Raw genomic sequence first — 13,934 nt, 5'->3', positions numbered from 1 at the left:
GTACGGCCCGAGACTCCCCCACAGCGCCGGCCCCGGGCCGCGCCTCACGGGCCCGGCACCCCACGGCGGGCCCCCGATTCCCCTCGGGAGGAACAGAAGTGAGGACCATGCGCACCACCCCCACGAGAACCGTCCGGCTGCTCGCCGTCGCGGCAGGCCTCGCCGCCGCAGCCGCGCTCGCCGCCCCCACCGCGAGCGCGGGCACCGCCGACACCGCACAGAGCACCCGCACCTTCGACGCCGCCGCCCTCTCGGCGACCGGCGACGCCGTCCGCGCCGCGGACGTGGCCGGTACCGCCTGGTACGCCGACACCGCCACCGGCAGGCTGGTCGTCACCGCCGACTCCACCGTCAGCCAGGCCGACCTCGCGAAGATCAAGCGGCAGGCCGGCGCGAACGCGGACGCCATCCGGGTCGAACGCACCCCCGGAAGGTTCAGCAAGCTGATATCCGGCGGCGACGCGATCTACGCCACCAGCTGGCGCTGCTCGCTGGGCTTCAACGTCCGGGACGGCGCGGGCAACTACTACTTCCTGACCGCCGGACACTGCACCGACGGAGCGGGCACCTGGTACTCCAACTCCTCCCGGACCACCGTCCTCGGCACCACCGCCGGGTCCAGCTTCCCGGGCAACGACTACGGCCTGGTGCGCTACACCAACACCTCCGTCACCAAGTCCGGGACGGTCGGCAACGTGGACATCACGAGCGCCGTCAACGCCACCGTCGGCATGTCCGTCACCCGCCGCGGCTCCACCACCGGCACCCACAGCGGCTCCGTGACGGGCCTCAACGCCACCGTGAACTACGGCGGCGGCGACATCGTCTCCGGCCTGATCCGCACGAACGTCTGCGCCGAGCCCGGCGACTCCGGCGGCCCGCTCTACTCGGGCAGCCGTGCCGTCGGCCTCACCTCGGGCGGCAGCGGCAACTGCTCCACGGGCGGGACGACCTTCTTCCAGCCCGTGACGGAGGCGCTGAGCGCGTACGGGGTCGGCGTCTTCTAGCCGACCCGGGACACGCGCACGCCGACCGGTGCGCGCCGGCCGACCCCCGGATGCCGATGATCGACGAGACGAGGGAACTGACGACCCGGGCGTACTGCGGCCGGTAGTCCGCCGTCGTACGACGGTGCCGCCCCGTGCGAGGAAGCACGGGGCGGCACCGTCGTACGGCGGACCGCGTCGGGGGGCGCGGGATCAGAGGGCGCGGGCGAACTCCAGCCGGTCGGCGAAGTTCACGTACCCGGCACGCTCGAAGGCCTTGGCCATCGCCACGTTCGCGGCGTCGCAGTCCCCGCGGATCTCGGTGGCCCCGGCGCCGACCAGGACGCGCGTGCCCCGGACCACGACCGAGCTGGCGTACCCCTTGCCCCGGTGGGCGGGGGCGACGCCGACGAAACCGATGACCGGAACGCTGGGGTTCTCGGCGGGCAGGCTGATCACGGCGACGGTGCCGTCCGCGTCGTAGCCGAGCTCCCACCACGCGGGCTCGTGCTTCAGCTCGGCCGTCTCCTCGAAGAGCAGCTCGGCCGCGCGCCGGGCGCCGTGCTGCCGTACGTCGGCCGCGAGGCGGGCGTCGGCGGTGTCGGCGAGCAGCTCGGCGAGGACCGCGACGAAGGGCTCGGGGCCGAGTTCGGCGAGCGAGCGGAAGGTCAGCCGGGGGTCGTCGGCGGGCAGCCCGTCCGGCGCGCCGGACGCCTCCGGTCCGCCGTCACCGGTTCCGTTCGCGGCGGGGACCCGCAGGCTGAACCTGCGGCCGTCGCGGATCACGGCGTACCCGGACGCCCGCAGCAGCTCGCCCCGGTGCTCCGGGCTCCGCTGGAACTGCGGGGCCTGGGCGGGGGAGTCGACGACGTGCTCCAGCTCCGTCGCGCCCAGCTCCCTGGCCTTGACGGCGGCCGCGTCGAGCAGCGCCGCAGCGGTCTCCGGGGCGTCCTCCGGCGCCTCGAACAGCACCAGCGCGAGCGGGACCTCGTGTCCCGGCATGGTCCACAGCACCACGCTGCCGGTGAGCCGGCCGTCGCCGTCCTCGGCGACCAGGCACCACTCGGGCCGGGTGCACGCGCTGTCGAGGAGCTGGGAGAGGTACGCGCGGGTGGCGGCGTTGCGCTCGGGGTCGCCGGAGTGCTCGACCAGGGCGGGGAGTTCGTCGGGACGGGCGGGGCGAACAGAAGTCACGGAGAGCCTTGTCGGTTCGGGGAACGGTCGGTGCTGCCCCGCGAACGTAACGGCCGATGGGCGGGTGGGCCAGGGGTTTTCGGCTTCAGCGGATCCGTGTGCCGCTCGCGGTGTCGACCTCGTCCGCGATCGGCTCCGACTCGGGCCTGCGCTTCAGGGAGGACATCACCAGGGTGACGACCACGCCGACGACCGCCCAGGCCGAGAGGACCAGCATCGAGCTCGTCATGTCGTTGCCCTTGAAGTACGCGATCGAGCGCGCCGCCCAGGTACCGGCGCCCGGTGGCAGGGCGGGGCCGATCGCGTTCCAGAACGGGGGCAGCATCGGCAGCGGGAAGGCGCCGCCCGCGCTGGGGTTGCCCGCGACCACGATGAGCAGGATCGCCAGGCCGATGCCGACGATCCCGAAGACCGACTGCAGGGCGAGGGTGGCGGCGCCGACGGCGAAGACGACCAGCGTCCCGAGCCCCCACAGGGCGGCGACGCTGCCGGGCAGGGCCCCCAGGATCGGGCCGACGATGACCGCGCCGCCGAGCCCGCCGAGGACCGAGTAGACCGCGAGGACCCCGAGGCGGATGATCGCGCGTTCCCGGTTCGCGGGCCGGGAGCCCGCGCTGATGGCGAGGATCGCGGCGCAGATGTAGCCGCCGACGCACCAGCCGACGACGAGGTAGAAGGCCGAGAGCCCGTCGAAGTCCTCCGACGAGGCGGGGGCCACGTCGACGGTCCGTACGGTGCGCTGCTGGGTCGCCTCCACGCGGGTGAGGATCGTCTCCAGGGCCGAGGAGAGCACGGTGCCGCCGCCGGAGGCCACGAGCAGGGTGTCGGTGCGGCCGGTGGGGTCGACGATCAGGGCGCCGTCGATGTCCCGGTTCAGGATCTGGTTCCGGGCCGTGGCCTCGTCGGCGACCGAACGGGGGTCGAGCGGGGCGCCGGGGAGCCGATCCAGCTGTCCGACGAGCTGTGCGGAGACCCGTTGCGGTGCGACGACGCCGAAGGGGACGTCCCTCGGCTCGGGGTGGTGCAGGGCTCCGACGTACGAGGTGATGAACAGCAGCTGGAGGGCGAAGACGCCGACGACGAGGAGGGCGGCTCGGGGGGTGACGGCGCTTTTCAGTTCGTCGACGAGGCTCATGCCCCCACGCTCGGGGGCAGGGGGTGTTTCCGCAGGTGGGATGCGCCCGAATGGTTGACCGGAGGACGACCCGGCGCGGTTATCGTACGAACGTTCGAAATGGGCTAAGGTGAAGAACGAGGGGGTGGGAACGTACGTACGATTTCGATGCGGGAGCCGGGAGGTGCACCATGCCGGGGTTCACGCATCTGCACACCGCGTCGGGCTACTCCCTGCGCTACGGCGCCTCCCACCCCGAACGACTGGCCGCGCGTGCCGCCGAGCGCGGCATGGACGCGCTCGCCCTGACCGACCGCGACACCCTCGCGGGCACGATCCGCTTCGCGAAGGCCTGTGCGAAGGCGGGGGTCCGCCCCCTGTTCGGCGTGGACCTCGCCTACGAGGCGACGGCGCCCGGGCCCGGGCCGGGACGGTCCGGAGCGGGAGCGGGGCAGGCGCCGGAGTCCGCGTCCGGTGGCGGCCCCCGGGGCGCCGGGCGGGCGCCCGCACGTGGCCCGCAGGACATCCGGCGGGTCCCCGTCCGCGGCGGAGCCTTCGTCGACGAGTCCGCGCCCCGAGCCCTCTTCCTCGCCCGCTCCCGTACCGGCTGGGCCTCGCTCTGCGCGATGATCACCGCCGCCCACGCCGGGAGAGGGGGGCGACCCCTGCTGCCCTGGTCCGCCCTGTGCGACGACGACGTTCTCGTCCTCCTCGGCCCCGACTCCGACGTCGGACAGGCCCTCGCCGCCGGCCGCCCCGACCGGGCCGTCCGGCTGCTCGCGCCCTGGCGCGACCGGTACGGCGACGCGCTGCGCCTCACGGCCGTCGACCACGGGCGCTCCGGCACCGGGCCCGGCTCCCTGCGGCTCGCCGCCCGTACCGTCGGCTTCGCCGCCGAGCAGGGCGTCCGGCCGGTCCTCAGCAACGCCGTCCGGTACGCCGACCCCGGCCAGGGCCCGGTGGCCGACGTCCTCGACTCCGCCCGCCGCCTTGTCCCCGTCGACCCCCGCAAGGAGCTCGACAGCGGAGCCGCCTGGCTCAAGGGGGCCGGTGACATGCTGGCCGCCGCCGAACGGATCGTCGAGGCCGCCGGCTTCCGCCGGGACACCGCCCACCGGCTCCTCGAACAGACCGCGACGGTCGCCGCCGCCTGCCTGGTCGACCCCGAGGACGACCTCGGCATCGGCTCCGCGCACTTCCCCGAACCGCACCTGGTCGGCGCCGAGCACCGCACCGCCCAGCGCGTCCTCGCCTCCCGGGCCGCCGCCGGCATGATCCTCAAGGGGTACGAGAAACGGGGCGCCTACTGGGACCGGATGCACCGTGAGCTGGACGTCATCGCCCACCACCGCTTCGCCCCCTACTTCCTGACGGTCGCCCAGGTCGTCGACGACGTACGGAAGAAGGGCATCCGGGTCGCCGCCCGCGGCTCCGGCGCCGGCTCCCTCGTCAACCACCTCCTCGGCATCGCCCACGCCGACCCGGTCGAGCACGGCCTCCTGATGGAACGCTTCCTCTCCAAGCGCCGCACCGCCCTGCCCGACATCGACATCGACGTGGAGTCCGCCCGCCGGCTCGAGGTCTACCGGGCGATCATCGACCGCTTCGGCACCGCACGCGTCGCCACCGTCTCCATGCCCGAGACCTACCGGGTCCGCCACGCGGTACGGGACGTGGGCGCGGCCCTCTCCATGGATCCGGCCGAGATCGACCGGATCGCGAAGGCCTTCCCGCACATCCGCGCCCGCGACGCCCTCGCCGCCCTCGACGAACTGCCCGAACTGCGCGAACTCGCGGGCGAACGGCAGAGGTTCGGAAGGCTCTGGGAGCTGGTCGAGGCCCTTGACGCGCTGCCGCGCGGCACCGCCATGCACCCCTGCGGGGTCCTGCTCTCGGACGTCTCGCTGCTCGCCCGTACCCCCGTGGTGCCCACCAGCGGCGAGGGGTTCCCCATGTCCCAGTTCGACAAGGAGGACGTGGAGGACCTGGGGCTGCTCAAGCTCGACGTCCTCGGGGTGCGGATGCAGTCCGCGATGGCCCACGCTGTCGCCGAGGTCGAGCGGGCCACCGGCACCCGCCCGGACATCGACGCGGTCCCGGAGGGCGACCCCGAGACCTACCGGCTCATCCGCTCCACCGAGACCCTCGGCTGCTTCCAGATCGAGTCACCGGGCCAGCGCGACCTGGTCGGCCGGCTCCAGCCCGCCACCTTCCACGACCTCGTCGTCGACATCTCGCTCTTCCGGCCGGGCCCGGTCGCCGCCGACATGGTCCGCCCCTTCATCGAGGCCCGGCACGGCCGCGCGCCCGTCCGCTACCCGCACCCCGACCTGGAGGAGACGCTGCGGGAGACGTACGGAGTGGTCGTCTTCCACGAGCAGATCATCGAGATCGTACGGATCATGACCGGCTGCGGCCGCGACGAGGCCGACCAGGTGCGGCGCGGGCTCTCGGACCCGGAGTCGCAGGGCCGGATCAGACTCTGGTTCGCCCGGGAGGCCTCGGCGCGCGGATACGCGGACGAGGTCGTGGCCCGTACCTGGGAGATCGTGGCCGCCTTCGGCTCGTACGGCTTCTGCAAGGCGCACGCGGTGGCCTTCGCCGTACCGACGTACCAGTCCGCCTGGCTCAAGGCGCACCACCCGGCCGCCTTCTACGCCGGGCTGCTCACCCACGACCCCGGTATGTACCCCAAGCGGCTGCTGCTCGCGGACGCGCGGCGGCGGGGGGTGCCGGTGCTGCCGCTGGATGTGAACCGGTCGGCGGTCGCTCACCGTATCGAACTGGTGTCTGAATCTGCGGTGCGGTGGGGGCTCCGGCTGGGCCTCACCGACGTCCACGGCATCAGCGAGGCCGAGGGGGTGCGGATCGAGGCGGGGCAGCCGTACGCCTCCCTCCTCGACTTCTGGGAACGGGCCCGCCCCCGCATCCCCATCGCCGAACGGCTCGCCCAGGTAGGCGCGTTGGACGCCTTCGGCGCCAACCGCCGCGACCTCCTCCTCCACCTCACCGAACTCCGGCGCATCCAGCGGGGAGCCGCCTCGCACGGCGGTCAACTCCCGCTCGCCCAGGGCGGGAAGACCGCCCCCATCGGCCTGCCCGACCTCGACGAGACGGAACGCCTCAGCGCCGAGCTCGGCATCCTCGGCATGGACGCCTCCCGCCACCTCATGGGCGACCACCACGCCTTCCTCCGCGAACTCGGCGTCGTCTCCGCCCAGCGCCTCCGCGAGACCCCGCACGGCATGACCGTCCTCGTCGCGGGCGCCAAGGCCGCCACCCAGACCCCGCCGATCCGCTCCGGCAAGCGCGTCATCTTCACCACCCTCGACGACGGCACCGGCCTGGTCGACCTCGCCTTCTTCGACGACGCCCACGAGCGCTGCGCCCACACCGTCTTCCACTCCTGGCTGCTGCTGGTCAGGGGAGTGGTGCAGCGGCGCGGCCCGCGCAGCGTCAGCGTGGTCGGCGCCGCCGCCTGGAACCTCGCCGAACTCGTCGAACTCCGGGCGTCCGGCGGCCTGGACGCGGTGGGGGGACGGCTCGCCGAACCCGCCGAGCCCGCCACGGGCGACGGCGAGTCCGCCGACTCCGGCCGCCGCATCACGATGTCCACCGGCTACGAGATGAACCCCTGGGCCGACCTCGAGCCGGCGGGTGAAGGGACTCCGAGTGGACGGAAGCTGTGGCACAGCAGCCCGGGCTCGGCGGGCTGAGCCGCTCCACGGGACGAGCCGCCGCGGATCAGGCGGTCGCCGCCCCGGAGACCGCCGTGTCGACGGACGCGTACGTCACCCCGTGGTCGGCCAGGACCTCCGCGACGACCCCGCCGGTCGTGGTGAGCGCGAGCAGGATGTGCTCGTCGCCGATCTCCCGGTCCTTGCGGGCCAGTGCCACCCGGAGGGACTTCTCCAGGACGGTCTTGGCCTCCCGCGAGAAGGACCGGCGACCCGACCACCAACCGGAGTCCTTGCGGTCGCCCGCCAGCGCGCCCTCGCCGTGGGCCTCCTCCACCCGCGCCACGATCGCGCCGACGTCGATGCCGAGGTCCGCCAGGGCCTCCTCGTCCGCGCGGGAGAGCCCCGCCCGGCGCCGGGCGCCGGTCAGCGCGGCCACCAGGGACGGCCGGCGGTCCGGCGGGCACAGCGTGTGCAGCGCGTCCGCCGCCCGGGTGCCCTCCCCGTCGAGCAGGGCGAGGAGCAGGTGCTCCTGGGTGACGACCGTCGCGCCGCCCCGCTCCGCGTGCTCGACCGCGCCCTTCACCACGGTGCGCGCGGCCTTCGTGAACCGTTCGAACATCACTGCCTCCCGTACTTCTTGTGGACGGCCTGTCGGCTGACACCCAGTTCGGTCGCGATCTCCTGCCACGACCACCCCTGGTTGCGCGCGCTGCGCACCTGGACGGCTTCCAGCTGTTCGAGCAGTCGCCGCAGGGCGGAGACGGCCCGTAGTCCGACCCGTGGGTCGCGGTCACCCGCCCGTGCGGCGAGATCGGTCGCATCGGTCATGACGTCAACTTACGTTGACAGGCGCCCGCATGTCAACCTTGGTTGACATCGCATCATCGCGTCATCGCACTCGCACAAATATTCGAACATGCTCTAGGGTGAGGGAGTGGGAGGGGGCGTTCAGGGACAAACCGCCCATGGGTGAACAGGGACACGAGACGGAGGAGAGGGACATGATCCTCTGTGTGCGGTTCCGGCTGGATTCCCCCGCTTCCGATGCTTTCGGGAGGGGAGGGGCCGAGGCCCTGTTTCCCCCGCTGATCGACCTGCTCGCCGAGTTCACCCCCGTCGTCGAGGCGGCCCCGCCCTGCGAGGCGCTCGCCGATGTGCGCGGTGCGCTGCGCTACTTCGGCCGGAGCCCGGCCGAGCTCGCCTCGGTGATCCGGGTCAGGGCCCTCGCCCTGTACGGCGTCGACTGCGTCATCGGAGCCGGCCCCAACCCGATGCTGGCCCGGATGGCCGCGAGCGAGGCCCGGCCCGGCGTCACCCTGGTCGTCGACGACCCCGCGGCCTTCCTGCGTGACCGGCCGGTCGTCGCGCTCGACGGCGTCGGCCGCGCCACCGCCCGTACCCTCTGCGGCTACGGACTCGACTCCGTCGGCCGCGTCGCGGACGCGCCGCTCGCCGTGCTCCAGCGGCTCGTCGGCGCGAAGACCGGCCGCGAGCTGTGGGAGCGGGCCCGGGGCGTCGACCGCACCCCCGTCGTCCCGCACACGGCCTCCCGGTCGGTCGCGGCCGAACGTTCCTTCCCGCACGACGAGACCGACCGGACGCAGCAGCGCCGGGCCCTCCTCTCGCTCGCCGAGGAACTGGGCACCCGGCTGCGCGCGGAGGGGCAGGTGTGCCGCGCGCTCGCCGTCACCGTGCGGTACGCGGACCGGACCACGACCACCCGGAGCCGTGCCCTGCCCGAACCCACCGCCCACTCGGCGGCGCTCACCACCCTCGCGTACGCCGTCCACGACTCCTTCGGCCTCCAGCGGGCCCGGGTGCGGGGCATCGCCCTGCGCGCCGAAGGGCTTGCGGGCGCGGAGGGCGCGGCACACCAGCTGTCCCTGGACCCGGCGGACGAGAAGGCCCGGCGGATCGAGGCGGTGGCCGACAAGGCACGGGCGAAATTCGGTCCGCGGGCGGTCCTGCCGGGATCACTGGCGGCCTGACGGCCCTTTCGCCAGGCTCTTGTGACGACACATCACTTTTTACCGACGCGTAACTTCCCAGCCAAGGCTACCCGTGCGTAGCTTGGCTGAAGCGCATCCCCACCGCGCATCCCCACTTGTGGTCCGGACCGCAGGGCGTAGCACCCCCACCATCCCCTTGAGCCGCAAGGAGATCGCCCGATGCTGCCCTGGAAACACGCCGTCAGAGCACTGTCCGTCCTGCTGCTGGCCGCTGCCGCCACCCTCGCGCCGACCACCGCCGCCTCGGCCCGGGCCGAGACCGCCACCACCAGTCGGGGCTGGAACGACTACTCCTGCAAGCCCTCCGCCGCGCACCCGCGGCCCGTCGTCCTCGTCCACGGAACCCTCGGGAACTCCGTCGACAACTGGCTCGTCCTCGCGCCGTACCTGGTCAACCGCGGTTACTGCGTCTTCTCGCTCGACTACGGCCAGCTGCCGAACGTGCCCTTCTTCCACGGTCTCGGCCCCATCGAGGCCTCCGCCGGACAGCTCGACACCTACGTCGACCGGGTCCTCGCCGCCACCGGCGCCCCCGAGGTCGACATCGTCGGACACTCGCAGGGCGGCATGATGCCGCGCTGGTACCTCAAGTTCCTCGGCGGGGCCCAGAAGGTGAACGCGCTCGTCGGGATCGCCCCCGACAACCACGGCACCACCCTGCTCGGCCTCACCAGGCTCCTGCCGTACTTCCCCGGCGCCGAGGACCTGATCAAGGCCAACACCCCCGGGCTCGCCGACCAGATCGCCGGCTCGCCGTTCATCACCAAGCTCAACCAGGGCGGCGACACCGTGCCCGGGGTCCGCTACCACGTCATCGCGACCCAGTACGACGAGGTGGTCACCCCGTACCGCTCGCAGTTCCTGAGCGGCCCGAACGTCACCAACGTCCTGATCCAGGACAAGTGCGCGCTCGACCTGTCCGAGCACGTGGCGATCGGCACGGTGGACCGGGTCACCTTCCACGAGGTGGAGAACGCCCTCGACCCGGCCCACGCGACCCCGACCACCTGCCTCTCGGTGATCGGCTAGTCCTCCTAGCCCTGGGTACGCCGCCGGCGCGTCGACCCGAAGAGCACGGCCGCGCCGATCGCGAGCACGGCGGCGCCACCGACCGCGAGATACGGGGTGGTGGCGTCGCCACCGGTCTCGGCGAGCACCTCACCGGAGCCGGAGTCCGAACCGGCGGCGGGAGCGGGCTCGTTGGGCGCGGCGGAGGAGGCCTCGGCGGACGGAGCGGGCTGCGTCTCGTGGCCCGCCCCGTGACTCGCCTCCCGGCTCGGCTCGGGGGCGGCCGCGGTCTCCTCCGCACCCGTGGAGGCGTCACCGTCCCCGTGCCCGCCGTGCTCGACCGAGGACTCGTCCTGACCGTCCTCGATCTGCTCGTCGCTCGGCGCGGAGGCGGTCGGCGCCGGGGCCGTACCGCCGCCGCTGTCCTTCCCGAACACCACGTCCGAGCAGGTGTAGAAGGCCTCGGGGGAGTCGGAGCGCTGCCAGATCGAGTAGATCAGGTGGCGGCCGGACTTGTTCGGCACCGTGCCCTGGAAGACGTAGTCGCCGCTCTCCATCCGCGGGTCGGTCACCGTGGCGAACGGCTTGTCCTCCAGGTCCGACCACTTCAGCGGCTTCGACGGGTCGTACCCGTCCTTCGTCACGTACAGCGCGAACGAGCCCCGGTGCGGCGCGGTCCCCTTGTAACGGAAGGTGTGCGCCCCGGAGGCCATCGGGCTCGCCGGCCAGTCGGCCCGCGCGAGGTCGAGCCCCCGGTACTTGTCGTTCCCCGCGCTGCACAGCTTGCCGTCCGCGATCAGCTCACGGTGCTTCCCGGCGGCGTTGGCGATGTTCACCGCGTTCCAGTCGTAGAACGCCTGCGTCCCGCTCGCCGCCACGGCCGCCTTGCACGCCGCCGACTTCGGCGACTCGGGCCCCTCCGCGTAACAGGCCGAGACCCGGCTCACCGGATCGGTCATCGACCCGTGCGCGAACGCGGGCCCGGAGGCGAGCCCGGAGAGAGCCAGAACCGCGGTGGCGGTGACGGCGGCGGTACGGCGAGAAGTCATGGGGGGACAGCTCCTTCACGAGGGTGAGGTGGGGGGATGCCCAGAAAACTAGCCGCCCGAATCCGTGAAAGACCCGCTGGAGAGCCGGAGAAGACGATCCTTAGGACCGCTTTAAGGAACCACTAAGAGTGGGCTGAGGGAGCGCCTGCCGCAGGGCCCCCAAGCGCTGGGCCACCAGGCTGTGTTGGGTCGTGGGCGTTCGTCTGCGTTCGCTGGATGTCGTGGGCGGTGGCTCCCTGTGTGGCTCTCCTGGGGAGCCACACAGGGAGCGGCGATATGGCTTCGGCAGTCCCTCTTGGAGCCCGCCGACATCCAACACAGCGACCAGGAAATCGGACCGCGCAAGGTTAAGCATCGTCCCGTGACGCGGGGCAGAGGCTGACGGGTTACCGAAGCCGGATCGGCTTGTCCGGTTCCGCCCCGGCCCGCGGCTTCAACGGGATCCCGGATGAGGAGGTGAACCGAACACCAGCAAGCAGTTTCCAGAGTCAGGGGACAGTCCTTAGCTCTGATGCCCAGGCTTCCAGGCGGTTGACCTGTCTCGTGGACGGAGACACAAGCAGACGGGAACGACGTTGGCCAGGGGGACTACGCTCCCAGGGCGTCCAGCTCCTTGCGAGCCTCCGCGACGAATGCGTCCCTAAGACCCCTCAACGCCACCCGCTTCTGTGCCAGCCTTTCAACCTGTGCTTCACGGTCCACGCATGCAGTACGGCTCAGCGAAGCGGCTTCCGATTCGCTCAAGGCAGCGGCCATAAGGGCCTCACAGGCTCGGTTCTCTGCCGCTTCGTCTCCGAGTGCCTGTGCCGCTTCGTCCAGCGCCTCAAGGGCAGCACGAGCGGTCTCGCCTTGCTCGAACCTCTCCGACATGTCCTCCCACTCCGAGTGGGATTCCGGTCCCACGTAATCCCACTCATCGGCAGAAATCTGAACCTGCTCGACGAAGCTGTCTCCTGGAGCTCGAGACAGCCGTGACGCTGCCGTCACAGCTCCCTCCAGTCGTCGCCTCGCCCGGGCCAACCTGATGTAGTTGTTGCGCTCCATGTGTTCTAGGTACAGCGCCGTCGTGAAGTCCAGCCCCCCGTCCCTTGCCTCGCTGGCCTTGGTCAAGACGCTTGGCGGGCTCAGTAGCTCCACCATGGCGTACGCCTTCAGCAAGTCATCGGACCGGGCTTCCTGGTCGTTGGCTGCTACCTTCGGCAACAACAGGTCAAGTTCTTTCACGTAGTCCGCCCAGACCTCCTGGCACCGGTCTCGCTGCCACTGGGCGTGGTTCTCTCGGGAGACCTCCTTGGCGCTGTCGAGGGCGGCGCGGTAGGAGAGGTGGGCCTGTTCCTTCGCCGCTTCGAGGGCTGCCTTGGCCTGCGCCTCCCCCGCCAGGCGGGCGTTCTTGCCCTGGATGTGGCCGGCGATGATGACGCCCGGGATTGCCAGAAGGGACACCACTGCGGTCGCCACCGAACCGAAGCCCTCGGATATGAAGGTGCTGAGATCGGGCATGAACGGCTTCCCCTCGTGTGCATCATGAGTCCGCTGCACAGTATCGAGGACCGCACAGCCGCACTGCCGAAGACCCGTCGCGCCTGCAGGCAGGGAGAAGCGGGACGGCATCCCCCACGCTGTCCACGCTTCTGACCGGCCCAAATTCGGCGGAGTGCAAGGAGCCCTCTGCAAGGAGCAAGAGCAGTACGAGGTCCACAGCGCTGGCACTGCCGGGCCCATGCGCCTGTCGGACTGAGCCATGCGCTTGCTCCTGCGTCGCTCTTGCTCCGGTCGTGCCCCGATGTTGCTCATGTTGGAGCCAGGGTTGGCGGATAGCGCCTGCCGCCGGCACCGGAGGCAGTGCACCGCGAAAATAGCCTGACTTGTGCATTTACTAGGAACGACGCTCCCGCAGGGAGCGGTGCTGTCCGATGGATCAGGTCACTCGGAAGTCGTCACGAAGTGGTTCAATATTTCTCGCAAGATCATGGCAAATTCCTCGGCGGCGGGAAGTTTATCGAACCAGGCCACGCAGTCATTTTCGTAGTCGAAATCAGCGGGAGCGGCCTGAATGATGTGCTCGCGGGCGGCTTCCCAATCAAGATTCCCAGCGGCGCCTCCGTGAAGGTTCTGACGTGGCCCGCCGCTCATGACACGGTCGTGCCACCCGCCCATGAGGGGCCGGGAGTGGTGCCTGGCGAAGCGGATCGTTCCGGTTTCCGGGTCGGCTACGAGAATCTCGCTGTAGTCCAGTCCGCGGACGGGCTTCTTCGTCTTCCCCTCCCACCACGGGTGGACGACGACGGCGAACTTCCAGTTCTCGGTTTTCGCGTCTCCGTGAGCCAGGTATGCGATGACCTCTTGCAACTCAGCCATGAGTACCTCCAAGAAAGAAGCCCCGGCCAGCTTCGCCAGCCGAGACGTTGGGCGGTGCGGCGTCAGCAGATGGCGGCGAGGCGGGCATCCAGCCCCGCGAGCATGTCTGAAAGATGGAAGTCCCGCGCCGAGACGAAGGTACTGAGGTCCGCAACAGCGACGGGTCAGTCCTCGTAAACTGCCTCCGCTTCCGGATTAAGCGTGATATCGATCGTGGGCGCCCGCTCCATCAGAGCCACGGCCAGGCCCTCGGCGTCGAGGAGCTTCCGGGCGGCCCGCTGATCGAGTACGGAGGTGTTCGGCTTCCTGCTGACCGTCGTGGCCCCGTAGGAACCGTCCGGTACCCGCTCCAGCATCCTCCTCGCGCGGCTCACCAGCACTCGGCCTCCAGGACGCGGCCCTGCTTCATGTCCGCCACCGCGGTCGATCTGCTCGATGGTGGGCCCGCACCGTCACTTGCCGGAGCTCTCCCGGCCGTCGCGAGATGGCTCAACACCCCAAAATAGGCTGCGAGATGCTGCCTCGGCTGCCAGGAT

Annotated in this window: 12 protein-coding genes; 4 read left to right on the top strand and 8 right to left on the bottom strand. The window is 71.4% G+C overall.

The genetic code is table 11. The annotated features are described in order from the left end of the window. Nucleotides 1-107 precede the first annotated feature (107 nt). The gene (locus E0F75_RS14175; RefSeq protein WP_187622858.1) at nucleotides 108-1,007 is read left to right on the top strand and encodes a S1 family peptidase; all 900 of its coding nucleotides are present in this window, start codon (nucleotides 108-110) and stop codon (nucleotides 1,005-1,007) included. 192 nt (nucleotides 1,008-1,199) lie between these two features. Here E0F75_RS14175 and E0F75_RS14170 read toward each other — a convergent pair whose 3' ends face one another. Together E0F75_RS14170 and E0F75_RS14165 are read right to left on the bottom strand one after the other, a co-directional pair. Continuing rightward, a complete protein-coding gene (locus E0F75_RS14170; RefSeq protein WP_187622857.1) occupies nucleotides 1,200-2,180 on the bottom strand; it encodes a GNAT family N-acetyltransferase in 981 nt (326 codons plus the stop codon). A gap of 85 nt (nucleotides 2,181-2,265) precedes the next feature. Continuing rightward, complete coding sequence (locus tag E0F75_RS14165; RefSeq protein ID WP_187622856.1) at nucleotides 2,266-3,315, bottom strand: DUF3533 domain-containing protein; 1,050 nt, start codon at nucleotides 3,313-3,315, stop codon at nucleotides 2,266-2,268. A gap of 170 nt (nucleotides 3,316-3,485) precedes the next feature. Between E0F75_RS14165 and E0F75_RS14160 the strand changes: the two genes are divergently transcribed. Next, nucleotides 3,486-7,010, top strand: a complete 3,525-nt coding sequence (locus E0F75_RS14160; protein WP_187622855.1) for a DNA polymerase III subunit alpha — start codon at nucleotides 3,486-3,488, stop codon at nucleotides 7,008-7,010. Between the two features lie 28 nt (nucleotides 7,011-7,038). Here the strand turns inward: E0F75_RS14160 and E0F75_RS14155 are convergent, their stop codons facing one another. Further along, entirely contained in the window at nucleotides 7,039-7,593 is a 555-nt protein-coding gene (locus tag E0F75_RS14155; protein WP_187622854.1) for a Clp protease N-terminal domain-containing protein, read from the bottom strand. Then, entirely contained in the window at nucleotides 7,593-7,802 is a 210-nt protein-coding gene (locus E0F75_RS14150) for a helix-turn-helix domain-containing protein (protein ID WP_030315760.1), read from the bottom strand. Before E0F75_RS14150 ends, E0F75_RS14155 begins: the two co-directional genes overlap by 1 nt. 137 nt (nucleotides 7,803-7,939) lie before the next feature. Here E0F75_RS14150 and E0F75_RS14145 point away from each other — a divergent pair, with 137 nt between their 5' ends. Together E0F75_RS14145 and E0F75_RS14140 are read left to right on the top strand one after the other, a co-directional pair. After that, nucleotides 7,940-8,962 carry a hypothetical protein gene (locus E0F75_RS14145; RefSeq protein ID WP_229312673.1) on the top strand — a complete coding sequence of 341 codons (1,023 nt, stop codon included), beginning with the start codon at nucleotides 7,940-7,942 and terminating at the stop codon, nucleotides 8,960-8,962. Between the two features lie 180 nt (nucleotides 8,963-9,142). After that, the gene (locus E0F75_RS14140; protein ID WP_187622852.1) at nucleotides 9,143-10,012 is read left to right on the top strand and encodes a triacylglycerol lipase; all 870 of its coding nucleotides are present in this window, start codon (nucleotides 9,143-9,145) and stop codon (nucleotides 10,010-10,012) included. Nucleotides 10,013-10,017: 5 nt separating this feature from the next. Here the strand turns inward: E0F75_RS14140 and E0F75_RS14135 are convergent, their stop codons facing one another. From E0F75_RS14135 to E0F75_RS14120, 4 genes are all read right to left on the bottom strand, one after another. Beyond that, complete coding sequence (locus E0F75_RS14135; RefSeq protein ID WP_187622851.1) at nucleotides 10,018-11,040, bottom strand: lytic polysaccharide monooxygenase; 1,023 nt, start codon at nucleotides 11,038-11,040, stop codon at nucleotides 10,018-10,020. Nucleotides 11,041-11,628: 588 nt separating this feature from the next. Continuing rightward, nucleotides 11,629-12,540 carry a hypothetical protein gene (locus E0F75_RS14130; RefSeq protein ID WP_187622850.1) on the bottom strand — a complete coding sequence of 304 codons (912 nt, stop codon included), beginning with the start codon at nucleotides 12,538-12,540 and terminating at the stop codon, nucleotides 11,629-11,631. Nucleotides 12,541-12,963: 423 nt separating this feature from the next. Continuing rightward, entirely contained in the window at nucleotides 12,964-13,398 is a 435-nt protein-coding gene (locus tag E0F75_RS14125; RefSeq protein WP_187622849.1) for a hypothetical protein, read from the bottom strand. Nucleotides 13,399-13,562: 164 nt separating this feature from the next. Next, nucleotides 13,563-13,778: a hypothetical protein gene (locus E0F75_RS14120; protein ID WP_229312672.1), complete on the bottom strand. Its 216-nt coding sequence runs from the start codon at nucleotides 13,776-13,778 to the stop codon at nucleotides 13,563-13,565. Between the last annotated feature and the right edge of the window lie 156 nt (nucleotides 13,779-13,934).

This window comes from Streptomyces sp. CB02980 (genome assembly GCF_014451325.2).
Classification (GTDB): Bacteria; Actinomycetota; Actinomycetes; order Streptomycetales; family Streptomycetaceae; genus Streptomyces.
The sequence above is the reverse complement of the archived record's forward strand: the minus strand, read 5'-3'. Positions and strand labels throughout refer to the sequence as shown.

Coding starts and splice junctions, on each gene's coding strand:
- E0F75_RS14130 (WP_187622850.1), bottom strand. CDS start 12,540: ATGCCCGATCTCAGCACCTTCATATCCGAGGGCTTCGGTTCGGTGGCG.
- E0F75_RS14155 (WP_187622854.1), bottom strand. CDS start 7,593: ATGTTCGAACGGTTCACGAAGGCCGCGCGCACCGTGGTGAAGGGCGCG.
- E0F75_RS14125 (WP_187622849.1), bottom strand. CDS start 13,398: ATGGCTGAGTTGCAAGAGGTCATCGCATACCTGGCTCACGGAGACGCG.
- E0F75_RS14175 (WP_187622858.1), top strand. CDS start 108: ATGCGCACCACCCCCACGAGAACCGTCCGGCTGCTCGCCGTCGCGGCA.
- E0F75_RS14135 (WP_187622851.1), bottom strand. CDS start 11,040: ATGACTTCTCGCCGTACCGCCGCCGTCACCGCCACCGCGGTTCTGGCT.
- E0F75_RS14165 (WP_187622856.1), bottom strand. CDS start 3,315: ATGAGCCTCGTCGACGAACTGAAAAGCGCCGTCACCCCCCGAGCCGCC.
- E0F75_RS14145 (WP_229312673.1), top strand. CDS start 7,940: ATGGGTGAACAGGGACACGAGACGGAGGAGAGGGACATGATCCTCTGT.
- E0F75_RS14140 (WP_187622852.1), top strand. CDS start 9,143: ATGCTGCCCTGGAAACACGCCGTCAGAGCACTGTCCGTCCTGCTGCTG.
- E0F75_RS14150 (WP_030315760.1), bottom strand. CDS start 7,802: ATGACCGATGCGACCGATCTCGCCGCACGGGCGGGTGACCGCGACCCA.
- E0F75_RS14160 (WP_187622855.1), top strand. CDS start 3,486: ATGCCGGGGTTCACGCATCTGCACACCGCGTCGGGCTACTCCCTGCGC.